This window comes from Mycobacterium europaeum, from assembly GCF_002102155.1.
Lineage (GTDB): Bacteria > Actinomycetota > Actinomycetes > Mycobacteriales > Mycobacteriaceae > Mycobacterium > Mycobacterium europaeum.
The window spans coordinates 24,199-38,595 of sequence record NZ_LQOU01000006.1 but is presented as its reverse complement, the minus strand read 5'-3'; the positions used below and the strand labels follow the sequence as shown (position 1 = coordinate 38,595).

Here is a 14,397-nt window from a genome sequence, read left to right as displayed (position 1 = left end):
CATGGAACGGCACATCGGCCCGTTCATCGTGACGGCGGGAATCCTCATTGCGCTGCTCGGCATCCTGGTGTGGGCCGGCGGATTGTCGTGGTTCGGTCGCCTCCCGGGGGATATTCGGATCGAGCGCGGAAACGTACGCGTCTACGTTCCGGTGATGTCGATGCTGTTGGTGTCGGTCGCGGCGACGGTCGTGGTCTCGCTGGTGCGCTACATGTTTCGGCGATGACGCGTCGCGCACCGGCCACCGGTTACGGTGTGGGGAAATGATCCCTCCGGACGGACAGAAGGTCGACGCCGGGATGCTGACCGACGTGTCGGAGACGGCGCTGCTGACCCTGAACGGAAGGGCACACCAGGCCGCGCACCCGGACCCGATCATCGACGATCCGATGGCCGTCCAACTCGTCGGCTCCATCGACTTCGACTTCGAGAAATTCGGGCGCAAGGGCCAGGAGATGGCGCTGCGCTCGCTGGCCGTCGACCGGTGCGCGGTCGAATACCTCACCGCGCACCCCAAGGCGACCGTCGTCGCGCTCGCGGAGGGTTTCCAGACGTCCTTCTGGCGCCTCGACCGCGCCCTGCCCGACGCGGAATTCAGGTGGCTGTCGGTGGATTTGGCCCCCGTCGTCGACCTTCGGAAGCGCCTGCTGCCGCAGTCCCGGCGGATCAGTCACCTCGCACAATCCGTCCTCGACTACAGCTGGATCGACCGTGTCGACGGCGACAACGGCGTGTTCGTCAGCGCCGAAGGTCTGCTGATGTACCTGCAACCCGAGGAGGCGCTGGGACTGATCGCTGCGTGCGCCAGAAGCTTTCCCGGCGGCCAGATGTTCTTCGACCTCCCTCCGACCGCCATCAAGATGGTCGCCCGGCAGGGGCTGCGTTCGTCCAAGCGCTACCGGGTGCCGCCGATGCCGTTCAGCCTCTCCGTGGGCCAACTGGAGAAATGGGCTCGGACCGTGCCCGGCATCCGCGCCGTGCACGATGTCCCGATGCCCGCGGGCCGGGGCATGTTCTTCGGGACGCTGTACCCCGCGTTGTGGCGGTTCCCGCCGATGAAGCCCTACCGCGGGGTCTACGCCCTGCTCGACTTCGGCTGATTATCAGCCGACCTTGACCACCAGCTTGCCGACGTTCTTGCCGTCGAACAGCATGTTGATCGCCGTCGGCAACTGCTCGAACCCCTCGACGACGGTCTCGAGCGGCGTGAGCCTTCCGGCCTCGATCAGGCCGGCGATCTCGCTGATCGCTTCCGGCGCGCGCCCGAAGTGGTCCAGCACGATGAAGCCCCGCAGGGTGGCGCGCTGGATGAGCAGGTTCCCGAACGCACGCGGACCCGGCGGGGGGTCCGCCGCGTTGTAGCCGGAGATCAGGCCGCACAGCGCGACGCGGGCGCCGATGCTGAGCCGGGCGAAGATCGCATCCATGAGGTCGCCGCCGACGTTTTCGAAGTCGACGTCGATGCCGTCGGGTGTCGCCGCGGCCAATTGGGCGGCCCAGTCGTCGGCACGGTGGTCGACCGCCGCGTCGAACCCCAGCCGGTCGGTGAGCAGCGCGCATTTCTCGGGCCCTCCGGCGATTCCGACGACACGCGCTCCAGCGTCCTTGGCGAGTTGGCCGGCGACCGAGCCGACCGCACCGGCCGCCGCGGAGATGACGACGGTCTCGCCGGGCTGCGGCTTGCCGATATCGCGGATCCCGATCCACGCGGTGAGCCCGGTCATCCCCAGCGCACCGAGGTAGGCGCTCGGCGAAATGCCCGGCGCGACCTCGACGGGATTGACCAGCGACGTGTCCGAGATGACCGCGTACTCCTGCCAGCCGAGCAGGCCTTGCACCCGCTGACCGACGGCGTAGGTGGAACTCTTCGACGCGACGACCTCGCCGAGGGCACCCGCTCGCATGACCTCGCCGATGCCTACCGGAGGCAGGTAGGACGGGGTGTCGTTGATCCACATGCGGTTCGTCGGGTCCAGCGAGATCCAGTCCACCCGCACCAGCGCCTCGCCGTCGCCGACCTCGGGGATCGCCTCTTCGGTCAGTTCGAACGTTCCGGGGCCGATGCGCCCGACGGGACGTTCACGGAGCAGGAAACGACGGTTTCGTCCGGTCATTAGCGCACCGTACCCTCCACGCGCGTGCGCGTTCTACCCTGCACAAAGGGGCGCCGCTCGACCGGAGGTGGACTCGATGAAGGTGATGCCACGACTCGTCTTCGTGTCGATCGCAGTGGGGGCGCTGGCGGTGTCCGCGCAGCCCGGGGTCGCGACCGCCGATCCGCCACCGACCCAGGTGATCACCGTGGTGGCCGTCGGTCCCGGCGGCCAACCGATCAACGGCTACAAGGAAACGCCTCCCGAGGGCAACGTCGTCGTCGTCAACGACTGCACCACCCCGTCGCCGTCGGCGGTGGCCGACGACGTCTACTACTGCTCACCCAGCGCAGCCGGCGCGGGCACCTGCTGGCCGTCGACACCCGGATCGCTGTTGTGCGTGAACGATCCCTGGCAGCAGCGCCTCCATCGGGTCAGCTACGACGGCCCGCTCCCGCCCGTGCGGCCGGGCGCGACGCCGGACCCGTTCGCGCTCACTCTGGACGACGGAACCCGCTGCCTGCTGCGCAACGGTGGCGCGTGGGGCGGACGCGCCGATGGCTACGTCGGCGTTTACGGCTGCGGCGGCCCCGGCAGCGGCCTCGCCGTGCTGTGGCTGCCCAGCCAGGGGCCCGGATCCTGCATCGACCGCTCCGCTCCGGCGTGGACCGTCAAGGTCGGCCGCCTCGGCGCACCGGACGCCGTCCTTCCGCCGCCGGCGACCCGCGCCGTGACCGAGGCCTGGCTCGCCGGGGGCAGGGCTGGACAGTAGGGCGGCACCGGGGCTGCTATAACGCAACGTATGTCAGGCGACGCGCACACCATCACCCATGTTTCCGATACCGCCCGGTGGACGGCGTTGCACCGGGCGACCGAATCGGCCCGCCCCGATGCGCTGTTCCGCGACCCGCTCGCCGAACGCCTCGCCGGCGAACACGGCCGCGCGATCGTCGACAACGTTCGCTGGACGGATCGCAGCGGTTTCTGGCTGGTCGCCCGCACCAAGCTCATCGATGACGCCATCGCCGACGCGCTCGCGAACGGCTGCGACCGGGTGCTGAATCTGGCCGCCGGCCTGGACACCCGGCCCTACCGCTTGGACCTCCCCGCTGATCTCACCTGGATCGAGGCCGATCTGCCCAAGTTGCTCGAGGAGAAGACGCAAGTACTCGCCGATCAGACCCCGCGCTGCCAACTCCGGCGCATAGCGGTTGACCTCGCCGACCCGCACGCCCGAGACGCGTTCTTCAACGACGCGCTCGACGGCGCGTCGAAGGCCTTCGTGCTGACTGAGGGTCTGTCGATGTATCTCGAACCCACCGCCATCGCCGGGCTTTCGGATGCGATCAAGCGCCCCGAAGTCGCGTGGTGGATGCTCGATTTCGCCTTTCCCGGCCTGAAGAAGCGAATCAACAAGAACGTCGCCGGAATCTCGGAGAACGCGCCGTTCAAATTCGCACCCGACAACGGGCTGGCCTTTTTCGAAAACCTTGGTTGGCGGACGGTAGAGGCGGAATCGGTACTGGTGGCCGCCCACCGATTGCATCGCCTACCGATCTGGATGCGCCCGCTTGCCTGGCTGCCTCGACCGGATTTGCGCCGTCCGGGCGGCAGATCCTCGAGTGCGGTGGCCCTGCTGGTTCATGAGCCGGGCAGCGACTAGCCAGCTAGCAACCCGCACAACCGATTTGCTTCGCCGCTAGGCGGGCGTGCGCGCTTCTCCGTGGGGTTAATCCGGCAGGTCTGGCACCTTACGCCGGCACGACGATTTGGAGTTCGGGCCACTTTGCACTGCGGACGTGATGCGCCGGTCTTAATATCGCCGCATGCGCATCACGGTCAAATTCGACCTGGGTTTCAAATATCCCGAACTCGAGCAGCTGTGGCGCATCGCGGATAACCTTGGTTTCGACGCGGTGTGGGATTACGACCATTTTTACGGTCCGATGGAACACACCGACCCCACCTTCGAGGGATGGACCACGCTGGCCGCCATGGCCGTTGTGACCCGGCGGGCGCGCATCGGTTGTCTGGTGCCCGGCGTGACCTACCGGAACCCGGCGATTCTCGCCAAGATGGCGGTCACCGTCGACCACATCTCCGGCGGGCGGCTCAACTTCGGGATCGGCGCCGGGTGGCACGAGGCCGAGCATCGCGGCTATGGGATCCCGTTTCCCAGCCCGGGCACCCGCGTCGCCATGGTCGACGAGGCACTGACAGTGATCCGTCGGCTCTGGGCCGAGGAATCGGTGAACTTCGACGGCAGGTTCTTCACCCTTCAAGAGGCGCTCTGCGAACCGAAGCCCCTGCAGCGCCCACACCCGCCGATCGTGATCGGCGGCACGGAACCGAAGATGTTGAGCGTCATCGCGCGTCACGCGGACATGTGGAACATGCCGGGACACGAGGGACCCGAACGATGGGGCGCGGTGAACGGCCGGCTCTCCGAGGCCTGTGCCGTCGTGGGACGCGACCCAAGCGAGATCGAGCGCTCCGCGCAGGTATCACTGCATCCGGCGGAATCCGGCCAGGTGGAGGAGCAACTTGCGCTGTTGTCCGAATTCGAGCAGCTCGGCTGCCAGCACATGGTGTTGGCCTTCCGGGAGGCGCCAACACTGGCACTGCTCGAAAGCTGCCGAGCTCTCGACTACCAGACCCGTATCCAGTCGACGAGCATGCTGGCGGGATAGGTTCCGGGCCCGGGATCGCCGCCGCCGGAGCCGGCGACCGCCAGGTTGAACACCGGATAAACCGTGTAGCCCGGCGCGTTGAAGGGCCAATCGGGCAGCGAGCTCGCCGGTACGTCGAAGTAGGGCTGGGCGCCTTCGGCGTAGTCCTTCCAGAATCGAATACCGGCCGCGTCCCACTGGGTGCGCCAGGTGTGCCAGGCGCTGTCCATCGCGATGTTGTGGGTCTTCCATTCGCCGCCGTTAGCTTTCGCGTGGACCGTGGTGGCCGAGGGCCAGCTGCCGTTGCCGTACCACTCCATGACGTCGATCTCGCCCTGGTCCTCATTGCCGAGCCAGTACGCAGGCCAGGCGCCGGCGGTCAGGCAGTTGAGTTTGATGCGGGCCTCCCACGTGTGGCCGACGCCGCCGCGCCAGAGGCCTTGCACCTTGCCGCTGTAGTAGGTCGGGCCATCCTTGGCGGCGAGCAACACGAGGTTGGAGTTGCCGTCGACGAAGACGTTGCGCCGGTCGTCGCGGTACTGCCCGATGTGCTCGGGCTGTTCCCAATAGGTCGGGTCCTTGATGGTCTCGCGGGCCTTCGCCACCGTCCACTTCGAGGCGTCGGGGGCCGAGCCGGCGGGACCGTCGAACTCGTCGTGAAAGACGTAGCTGCCGGTCTGGCCGCTGGGCGCCGCCGGAGCGGGAGGACGGTCCGCGGGCGAATCCCGTCCCACGGGGTGGGCCAGGGCGTGCGGCGCAGGCAGCGCGGCTGCCAGCAGGCCGATCCCGGTCGTCAAAATGATGCGGCGGCGATCCATCTCGGGCATACGCAAGGGACCATAGCAGCCGCCACCGTGCGGAGCCGAAACACCGAAATGTGTCGGTGGCCGCCGCTAACGTTTCGTTTCGTCGCCGGGCCAGCACGGATGGCGGCACGGCGGTGGTTGAACGATTAGTCGAAATTCATGGCTAATTCTCAACTTCACGGATGGTTTGGTCTCAGGATCGGCCGGGCATTCTGAGATCACAAGCCGATAACCACCGCTATTACGGGTTGTGCTGAGAGGAGTTAACGATCGTGGCTGAAACAACGGGAGCGACGGTAATTTTCCTTCAGTCCCATCCGTTATGGACCGCGGCCCAGCGGCACGAGCGCGAGCGTCGTGACGCGATGCGCCGTCATCCCGCTTTCCGCTCCCGGCAGTGCGCCGCGATTCCCGGCGGCGAGGTCATTCCGCTCATGCGCGAGTTCAAGTTCTACTCGAGCACCAATACCCCGGCCTGACATTTCTCCGCGCAAATTGCGGAAAAGCGGCCGCGCCAGTTACTCGGGCGCCAACGAGTTAGCGTGGCAGCGGCAACGACCCGCCGACCCCTGCACCGTTTCGGATGACGGCTGAGCTTCCGGGCGCAGCGCGGCCCACCAACGCTTGCGGCCTCGCCGCGATTTTTCGAATTGTGGACGGGGAGAGGCGGTATCCAATCATCGTGGTATTCGCGCCACACCTGCGCTGCCTGGCCACCTAAAGGCTCGCGAGCCGCCATCGCGACGGGTCTCCGCGGCGCAGCGCTGGAAAGCGTTGGGGCCGTTCGGCCCTTACTTCGCACCCAGTGACCGTGCCAGGGTGGACCGTGAAATTGCCGTATGCGGGGAGGCAGAGTTGACACACGCCGGCGAATTGACGGGCGCCACAACAGGCTTGACATCAGCCGAGGCGCAACAGCGGCTCGAAAAATACGGGCCCAACGAGATTGCCGAGCGGCACCGCAATCCGGTGCTGGAGTTTCTCGGGTATTTCTGGGCACCGATCCCGTGGATGATCGAGGTCGCGCTGGCGTTGTCGCTGGCCGCCCGGCACTGGACCGACGCGGCGATCATCGGGGTGTTGCTGGCGATGAACGGGTTGGTGGCGTATTTCGAGGAGCACCAGGCGGCCAACGCGATCGCCGCGCTCAAACAGCGGCTGGCGACCTCCGCGCGGGTGCTGCGCGACGGCGCGTGGGTGACGGTGGCGGTGCGCGAGTTGGTGCCCGGCGACATGGTGCGGGTGCGGCTGGGCGACGTAGTTCCCGCCGACCTGCGGGTGCTGGACGACGCCACCCTCGAGGTGGACCAGTCCGCGCTGACCGGCGAGTCGCTGGCCGTCAGTCGCGGGCGGGGCGACGACCTGTTTTCCGGGTCGGTGCTGGTGCGCGGGGAGGCCGACGCGCTGGTCTGTGCGACCGGCGCGGCGTCGTTCATGGGCAAGACCACCGCGCTGGTGGAAAGCGCGGGCACGGTCAGCCACTTCCAGCGCGCGGTGCTGCGCATCGCCAACTACCTGATCGTGATCGCGCTCGCCCTGGTCACCCTGACGGTCGCGGTCTCGCTGGTTCGGGGCAACCCGGTGCTGCAGACCCTGGAGTTCGCCCTGGTCGTCACGATCGCCTCGATTCCCGTGGCGCTGCCGGCGGTGCTGTCGGTGACCATGGCCATCGGCGCGCGCCAGCTTGCGCGTCACGAGGCCGTGGTCAGCCATCTGCCCGCGGTCGAGGAACTCGGCGGCATCGACCTGCTGTGCTCAGACAAAACCGGCACCCTGACCCAGAACCGCCTGGCGCTCGCCGCGCGGTGGACCGCCACCGCCGTCAGCGACGACGAACTGCTCGAGGCGGCCGCGCTGGCCTCGCGTGCCGAGGACAACGACCTCATCGATCTGGCGGTGCTGGCGGCCGCCGGACAACCACCGGCGCAGCGGGTGGCCCAGTTCGTTCCGTTCGATCCGGTCAACAAGCGCACCGAGGCGCTGGTGCACGGCGCAGGGGGCAAGACCTTCCGGGTCAGCAAGGGCGCACCACAGGTCATCGCCGCCCTCTGTGGCGGTGATGGCGCGTCCGCGGAGGTCGACGGCGTGGTCGAACGGTTCGCCGGCCACGGGTACCGGGCACTCGGCGTGGCGAAGACCGACGGCGACGACACCTGGCGGCTGATGGGTGTGCTGGCTTTGGCGGATCCGCCCCGCGAGGACTCCGCGGCGACTATCGCCGCCGCACGGGAACTCGGCATCGACGTCAAGATGGTCACCGGAGATCAGGTCGCCATCGGCCGCGAGATCGCTCGCCAGGTCGGCCTGGGCGACCAGATCCTCGATGCCGCCATCCTCGACGGCGCCGCTGACGACGAGCTCGGCGCCCGGGTGGAGGCGACGGACGGCTTCGCACAGGTGTTTCCCGAGCACAAGTACCACATCGTGCGGCTATTGCAGGCCCGCGGGCACATCGTCGGAATGACCGGCGACGGCGTCAATGATGCCCCCGCGCTCAAGCAGGCCGACGCGGGCATCGCGGTGTCCGGGGCCACCGATGCGGCGCGCGCGGCCGCCGACGTGGTCCTGCTGGCGCCGGGGTTGTCGGTGATCGTGCGCGCGATCGGTCTGGCCCGCGAGATCTTCGCCCGGTTGACCAGCTATGCCACCTACCGCATCGCCGAGACCATCCGGGTGCTGCTGCTGATCACCCTGGCGGTGGTGTTCATGAACTTCTTCCCGGTCACCGCGGCGATGATCGTGTTCCTGGCGCTGCTCAACGACGGCGCGATCCTGTCGATCGCCTACGACCACGTGCGCGGCTCACCCAGGCCCGTCAAGTGGGACATGCGCGCCGTGCTGACCATCGCCACCGTGCTGGGTGTCATCGGCGTCGTCGCGACCTTCACGCTGTTCTTCCTCGCCGACAGGGTCTTCGGGCTCAGCCACGACCTCATCCGCACCATGATCTACCTGAAGCTGTCCGTCGCCGGTCAGCTGACCATCTTCCTCACCCGTTCCCGCGGCCCGTTCTGGTCGCGGCCCGCACCCGCACCGCTGATGGTGGGGGCGGTCATCACGGCTCAAACCATCGCCACCCTGATTGCCGTCTACGGCGTGGCCATGGCGCCGCTCGGATGGCGGTGGGCCGGCCTCGTCTGGGGCTACTCGGTCGTGTGGTTTCTCTTCAATGACCGGCTCAAGCTCGCCGCTTATTGGGTGCTAAATCACAGCTCCAGCCGCGCTAGGTGAAACCGCGGATGCCCCAGGCTGATTCGTCGCGTCAAAGCTTAGCGGCTTAGCTGTGCCGCCCTGGCTCGAATTCCTGGTGGTGGGTGCGGCGCTGGGCGCGCTCAGCGGTGTGTTCGGCGTCGGTGGTTCATCACTGGCAACGCCGTTGCTGTCGCTGCTCGGGCTGCCCGCATTGATGGCGGTGGCTACGCCGCTTCCCGCGACACTGCCGACGGCTCTGGCCGCCGGCTGGCCTTACCTGCGCAAGGGCCATGTTCGCCCCCGGGCGGCGTTGTGGTCGTTGCTCGGCGCGGTCCCCGCCACCGTGGGGGGCGCACTGCTCTCGCCGCTGGTCGGTGGCGACCCGTTGCTGATCGCCTCCGGTGTGGTTCTGATCGCCGTCGGGGTAAGGGTATTGCGTCCGGTGTCCGACCGGGATCGTCGCATTGGGGAGGCACGGCGGAAGAATCGCGTCCGGTTGGTGGCGGTGTCTGCGGGGGTCGGCCTTCTCACCGGGTTGCTGGCGAACGGTGGCGGTTTTCTTCTCGTTCCGATGTTCCTGCTCTTCTTCGGATTGACGATGCCCCAGGCCGCGGGGACGAGCCTGGCGGTGATCAGCGTGCTCGTCATTCCAACCACCGCCACGCATTGGGCACTGGGGCATATCGATTGGTCGGTGGCCGCGGCGCTCACTCTCGGTGCCGCGCCGTCCGGCACGGTGACCGCCCTGTGGGCTCAGCAGATGAGTGCCAGGAACGTGCAGGCGGCTTTCGGCTGGTTTCTGATCGCCAGCGGGACTGCGTTTACCGTGTATCGCCTGGCCGGCTGAGCAGTTCGACGGTGCCGCCGTCGGTCAGAGCTTGCCGGCGACGAAATCGGCGGCCTGGTTGGCCATGCCGGCATCGATGTAGGCGCCGGCCAGGTGTTGTGGCCAGTTCGCTTTCCAGGTATTCGGGTCGGCCGGGTTGCAGATGGGGTCGGCGCCGTGGCACAACTCGATGGTCCGGTCGTTGTAGACCGGGCTGAAGTTGGTGATCGGCCCCACCCACTGGCTTCCGTTGCCGAACAACGCCACGGCCGCGATGTGCTGATCGGCGCCGGGCGGCAGGGGGCTGTCGAAACCGAACGCGCTGATGGGTGCCGCGAGCACGACGTCGGTGACGGCCGCCCCCAGCGAGTAGCCGCCGAGCACCAGCCGGGTGTTGGGGCAGTTGGTGATCATGTCCTGAACATGGCGGCTCATGTCGTTGGCACCCTGCGCGACCTCGGTATCGGCCGGATAGTTGACGGCATACACCCCGATGTTCTTGTTGACCTTGGATCGCAGCGCACTGATGAAGGCGTTGCCCAGCGCCCCCGGTCCCGGCGATTCCATGCGCCCGCGGGCGAACACCACCTGCACCGGGGGGCAACTGGCCGCGGCGGCGCTCGGGATGCCGGACGACGGCACCGCGGCAGGCAACACCACGACGGCCGCGGTCAGGACGGCCGCCGAACCGATTTCACCGAGTCTGCGGGCAAGCACAGCATGATCGTAAAGCGGTCTCGCCACCCCCGCTGGGCTTAGGTGTAGCGGCCAGACCCGATGGTGCGGCGGCGACGACGACCACCGCGCCGGCGCTGTCGCCGGGAACGATAGGTTCAGCTGATGAGTCACGTCGATGCGGGCGCACCCGAGCGCTTGTTTGCGTTGGCCGAGCAGGTGCAAGGTTTCCTGCCCGCCGACGAGGGCCGCGCCCTCTACGACGCCGCGCTGCGCTATCTCGACGGCGGCGTAGGGGTCGAGATCGGCACGTATTGCGGCAAATCCACGCTGTTGCTCGGCGCCGCCGCCCAACAGAGGGCCGCCGTGCTCTACACGATCGACCACCACCACGGCTCCGAGGAGCACCAGGTCGGCTGGGAGTACCACGACGCCTCGCTGGTGGACGACGTCACGGGACTGTTCGACACATTGCCGACCTTCCGCCGCACGCTGGATGCCGCGGGGCTGGACGACCACGTCGTTGCGATCGTGGGCAAGTCGCCGGTCGTGGCTTCCGGGTGGCGCTCGCCGCTGCAGTTCTTGTTCATCGACGGCGGCCACAGCGAGGCCGCTGCGAACCAGGACTTCGACGGATGGGCGAAGTGGGTGAGCGTCGGCGGTGGACTGGCCATCCACGACGTGTTCCCGGACCCCAGGGACGGCGGGCGACCCCCGTATTACATCTACTGCCGCGCAATCGATTCCGGCCAGTTCCGGGAGGTTTCGGCCACCGGTTCGCTGCGGGTCCTCGAACGCGTCAGCGGTCAGCCGGGCGAAGCGATCTAGAGTCGACGGTCACCGACCCGGCCCGGCGGCCACGCATTCGCAGTCGAAGTCCGTTTGCAGGCCCATCGGCAGCCCGTGGCCGCGGAAGATCCCGGCGCCGGCGGTGGTGTCCGACAGCGCGTCGGCGGCGAGGATCATCGCCGCTCCCGTCCACGTGGTGCGCTCCTCGGGCCACCGCTTTCCGTCCGCGAACACCAGGCCCGTCCAGTACGAGCCGTCCTCTTCGCGCAAGTGCTGCATCGCGCCGAACTGCCGGTGGGCTGCCGACCGCTGGCCGATGGCGTCGAGCGCCATGACCAACTCGCACGTCTCGGCACCGGTGACCCAGGGCCTGTCGACTACGCACCGAATGCCCAGGCCGCCGACCACGAACTCGTCCCACCGCTGTTTGATCCGCGCGGCCGCCTCCGGCCCGCGCAACGCGCTGCCGAGGATGGGGTAATACCAGTCCATCGAGTAGCGGTCTTTTTCGGTGAACGCTTCGGGGTGAGCGGCGATCGCGTGCCCGAGGCGGCCCAGCGCCAGTTCCCACTCCGGCTGCGGTTCACCGATCAGGGCGGCGAGCGCCAAGGCGCACCGGATGCTGTGGAAGACGCTCGCGCAGCCGGTCAGCAACGCTTCCTGCAGGGGACCGGCTTCGCTTCGGGCCCAACAGATCTCGCCGTAGCCGACCTGCAGGTCGATGACGAAGTCAATGGCCTTGTGCACGACCGGCCACATCTGGGCGGCAAAGCGCCGGTCACCGGTGACGAGCACGTGGTGCCAGACACCGGTGGCGATGTAGGCGCAGAAGTTGCTGTCGCTGTTGGCGTCTTCGACGACCCCCGCGCGCAGTTGGATGGGCCAGGAGCCGTCGGGCCGCTGGGTGCGGCGGCTCCACTCGAACGCCGCGTGCGCCGGTTCCAGCAGTCCGGCGACGGTGAGCGCCATGGCGCACTCGACGTGATCCCACGGATCGGTGTGGCCGCCCTCAGACCAGGGGATGGCTCCCGAGGATTCTTGGAGGGCTGCGATCGACAGCGCGGTCTGGCGGCATTGCTCCGGGCTCAGGACACCCGGGACCGATGGCGGGTTAGACCGACGCAACTGCATACCCCACAGTCGCTGGGCGCTCGGCGGTCGGCTGTTTGACGAAGTACATCGCCACGCTCTTGCCGACCAGGGGATTGAGCAGCGATTCCGCCAGCTGCGTTATCTTCGGCCGCTGCATCAGATCCCACACCAAGAGTTTGTGGTATGCGGACACGGCGCGGTGATCGGTGTTCGACACGCCCACAGCGCATTTGAGCCACCAGAAGGGGGAGTGCAGCGCGTGGGCGTGGTGAGCGTGCGTCAATCGCATTCCGCCATCGAGGATCTTGGCGCGCAGTTCGCTGGCGCGGTAGATGCGGACGTGGCCGCCCTCGTTGCTGTGGTATTCGTCGGACAGCAGCCAACACACCTGCTCGGGGAGCCAGCGCGGAACGCTGACCGCCAGGGTGCCGCCAACCTTGAGCACCCTGATCAGTTCGGCGATGGCGGCGTCGTCGTGCAAGATGTGCTCGAGGATCTCCGACGCGATCACGCAGTCGAACGTCCCGTCGGCGTACGGCAATTTCAGCGCGTCACCGAGCACCGCCGTCGCCGACGCCCCGGCGGGCGCCTCACCGGCCTCGGCCATCGCGCGCAGAATGGTGTCGACTGAACGCAATTCGTCCGCATCGCGGTCGAATGCAACAACGTCCGCACCGCGCCGATACGCCTCGAAGGCGTGCCGGCCCGCCCCACACCCGACGTCGATGACCTTGGTCGCGGGCCCGATCCGTAGCCGGTCGAAATCGACGGTCAGCATTGCGCCTGGCCTTCGGCCGCGGCGGGGGCGGCGTTGCGTGCGATCGCCCGCTCGTAGACCCGGACGGTTTGAGCGGCCACCGCCTCCCAGCTGAACACGTCGACCGCGCGGGTTCGTCCGGCCTTGCCCAGACTCCGTCGCTTCTCCGGTGAATCCAGCAGGTCACCGAGCGCGCGGGTGAGCGCATCGACGTCGGCGGGCGGTACCAGCTCGGCGCACGCGCCGTCGGTGCCGAGGACTTCGGGAAGCGCGCCGACCCGGCTGGCCACGATCGGCGTGCCACTGGCCATGGCCTCCACCGCGGGCAGCGAAAACCCTTCGTAGAGCGAGGGAATGCAGGCGACATCGGCCGACGCGAACAGCGCGGCAAGCTCGGCGTCGGAAAGCCCGCTGGTGATGTGGACGATGTCGGAGATGCCGAGCTCGGCGATGAGTTTGTGGGTCGGGCCGTTGGGTTCGACCTTCGCGACGAGCCGCAGCTCCAGGTCCCTACTCGTGCGCAACCGCGCGGCCGCGTGCAGGAGGGTGCGCACACCCTTGAGCGGGGTATCTGCGCTGGCGATGGCGATGATCCGCCCTCGATGCCGGGGGCGCGACCCCGGCTTGAACAGCTCGGTGTTGACGCCCAGCGGCACCACGTGCAGCTGCTCCGGCGAGACACCGAAGTCGCTGACGATGTCGGCCGCCGACGACGAGGAAACCGTCAGCAGGTCCGGGATCTGACGGGCCACCTGCTGCTGCATCGCCAGGAACCCATACCATCGCTGCACCAACGGTTTTCGCCACCACCGCGCAGCGGCCAGATCGAGCACCCGGTCACGGGTGATGGGGTGATGCACGGTCGCCACCACCGGCAGTCCCGCGGCGGCGATCCGAAGCAGGCCGGTGCCCAGGCTCTGGTTGTCGTGGACGACATCGAAATCGGCCATCCGGCCGGCCAGTAACCGCGCGGCGCGCATGGTGAATGTCCGCGGTTCGGGGAAGCCCGCGGTCCACGTGGTGAGCAGTTCCAGCAGGTCGATCGAGTCGCGGATCTCGCTGGGCCGCGGCACGCGGAACGGGTCGGGTTCGCGGTAGAGATCCAGGCTCGGCACCTTGGTCAGCCGCACCCGGGGGTCGAGCAGGTCGGGGTAGGGCTGGCCGGAGAACACCTCGACGTCGTGACCGAGTTCCACCAGACCGTGGCTGAGATGGCGCACGTAGACGCCCTGTCCGCCGCAATGGGTTTTACTACGGTAGGACAGCAGGGCAATTCGCATACTCAACTCTTCTTTGCTGGTGAATGACCGCGGAACAACGCCGAACCCATCGCGGTCAACGGGCTCCCGAACTCCGTGACAGCAAACTGGACATGTGTCCAGACTATAGTTCGATTACCTAATCGAGCGCAACGAGCTCGGACGTCACCGGCCGCCGTGTCATCGCTCTGACGGAAATCCGGCACGCAAAGATCATGCCACCCGGCACCGAAGCGGAT

The 14,397-nt window shown here is 67.7% G+C and carries 15 protein-coding genes; 9 read left to right on the top strand and 6 right to left on the bottom strand.

Annotated elements, in window-relative coordinates:
* The first annotated feature begins 1 nt into the window (after position 1).
* On the top strand, positions 2-226 hold the full coding sequence (locus AWC03_RS02170; protein WP_085238895.1) for a DUF2905 domain-containing protein: 225 nt from the start codon (positions 2-4) through the stop codon (positions 224-226).
* Between the two features lie 37 nt (positions 227-263).
* Positions 264-1,100: a class I SAM-dependent methyltransferase gene (locus AWC03_RS02165; protein WP_085238894.1), complete on the top strand. Its 837-nt coding sequence runs from the start codon at positions 264-266 to the stop codon at positions 1,098-1,100.
* A gap of 3 nt (positions 1,101-1,103) precedes the next feature.
* Here the strand turns inward: AWC03_RS02165 and AWC03_RS02160 are convergent, their stop codons facing one another.
* Positions 1,104-2,114, bottom strand: coding sequence for an NADP-dependent oxidoreductase (locus AWC03_RS02160; RefSeq protein ID WP_085238893.1), 1,011 nt, complete (start codon positions 2,112-2,114; stop codon positions 1,104-1,106).
* A 76-nt stretch (positions 2,115-2,190) separates the two neighbouring features.
* On the opposite strand from AWC03_RS02160, the gene AWC03_RS02155 reads away from it, so the two are divergent.
* The 3 genes from AWC03_RS02155 to AWC03_RS02145 all read left to right on the top strand — a co-directional run bounded on the left by AWC03_RS02155 (position 2,191) and on the right by AWC03_RS02145 (position 4,783).
* Positions 2,191-2,865, top strand: coding sequence for a hypothetical protein (locus tag AWC03_RS02155; RefSeq protein WP_085238936.1), 675 nt, complete (start codon positions 2,191-2,193; stop codon positions 2,863-2,865).
* A 30-nt stretch (positions 2,866-2,895) separates the two neighbouring features.
* A complete protein-coding gene (locus AWC03_RS02150) occupies positions 2,896-3,756 on the top strand; it encodes a class I SAM-dependent methyltransferase (RefSeq protein WP_085238892.1) in 861 nt (286 codons plus the stop codon).
* Positions 3,757-3,919: 163 nt separating this feature from the next.
* Entirely contained in the window at positions 3,920-4,783 is an 864-nt protein-coding gene (locus AWC03_RS02145) for a TIGR03560 family F420-dependent LLM class oxidoreductase (RefSeq protein ID WP_085238891.1), read from the top strand.
* Here the strand turns inward: AWC03_RS02145 and AWC03_RS02140 are convergent.
* Complete coding sequence (locus AWC03_RS02140) at positions 4,741-5,589, bottom strand: glycoside hydrolase family 16 protein (protein ID WP_085238890.1); 849 nt, start codon at positions 5,587-5,589, stop codon at positions 4,741-4,743. The two genes, AWC03_RS02145 and AWC03_RS02140, sit on opposite strands and share 43 nt — an antisense overlap.
* 251 nt (positions 5,590-5,840) lie before the next feature.
* Between AWC03_RS02140 and AWC03_RS26675 the strand changes: the two genes are divergently transcribed.
* The 3 genes from AWC03_RS26675 (at position 5,841) to AWC03_RS02130 (ending at position 9,607) form a co-directional block, all read left to right on the top strand.
* Positions 5,841-6,047, top strand: a complete 207-nt coding sequence (locus AWC03_RS26675; protein ID WP_142278303.1) for a hypothetical protein — start codon at positions 5,841-5,843, stop codon at positions 6,045-6,047.
* A gap of 376 nt (positions 6,048-6,423) precedes the next feature.
* Positions 6,424-8,799 carry a plasma-membrane proton-efflux P-type ATPase gene (locus AWC03_RS02135; protein ID WP_249025811.1) on the top strand — a complete coding sequence of 792 codons (2,376 nt, stop codon included), beginning with the start codon at positions 6,424-6,426 and terminating at the stop codon, positions 8,797-8,799.
* 52 nt (positions 8,800-8,851) lie between these two features.
* Positions 8,852-9,607, top strand: coding sequence for a sulfite exporter TauE/SafE family protein (locus tag AWC03_RS02130; protein ID WP_085238888.1), 756 nt, complete (start codon positions 8,852-8,854; stop codon positions 9,605-9,607).
* Positions 9,608-9,631: 24 nt separating this feature from the next.
* On the opposite strand, the gene AWC03_RS02125 is transcribed toward AWC03_RS02130, so the two are convergent.
* The gene (locus tag AWC03_RS02125) at positions 9,632-10,303 is read right to left on the bottom strand and encodes a cutinase family protein (RefSeq protein ID WP_085238887.1); all 672 of its coding nucleotides are present in this window, start codon (positions 10,301-10,303) and stop codon (positions 9,632-9,634) included.
* Positions 10,304-10,426: 123 nt separating this feature from the next.
* Here AWC03_RS02125 and AWC03_RS02120 point away from each other — a divergent pair, with 123 nt between their 5' ends.
* Positions 10,427-11,089, top strand: a complete 663-nt coding sequence (locus AWC03_RS02120; protein WP_085238886.1) for a class I SAM-dependent methyltransferase — start codon at positions 10,427-10,429, stop codon at positions 11,087-11,089.
* Positions 11,090-11,098: 9 nt separating this feature from the next.
* Here AWC03_RS02120 and AWC03_RS02115 read toward each other — a convergent pair whose 3' ends face one another.
* From AWC03_RS02115 to AWC03_RS02105, 3 genes are read right to left on the bottom strand one after another with little or no spacing between them, the layout of a single operon-like run.
* Positions 11,099-12,175 carry an MMP endo-(1,4)-3-O-methyl-alpha-D-mannosidase gene (locus AWC03_RS02115; protein ID WP_085238935.1) on the bottom strand — a complete coding sequence of 359 codons (1,077 nt, stop codon included), beginning with the start codon at positions 12,173-12,175 and terminating at the stop codon, positions 11,099-11,101.
* Complete coding sequence (locus AWC03_RS02110) at positions 12,162-12,920, bottom strand: class I SAM-dependent methyltransferase (protein WP_085238885.1); 759 nt, start codon at positions 12,918-12,920, stop codon at positions 12,162-12,164. The genes AWC03_RS02115 and AWC03_RS02110 overlap by 14 nt, the downstream gene beginning before the upstream one ends.
* Positions 12,914-14,179: an MMP alpha-(1->4)-mannosyltransferase gene (locus tag AWC03_RS02105; RefSeq protein WP_085238884.1), complete on the bottom strand. Its 1,266-nt coding sequence runs from the start codon at positions 14,177-14,179 to the stop codon at positions 12,914-12,916. The genes AWC03_RS02110 and AWC03_RS02105 overlap by 7 nt, the downstream gene beginning before the upstream one ends.
* Positions 14,180-14,397 lie beyond the last annotated feature (218 nt).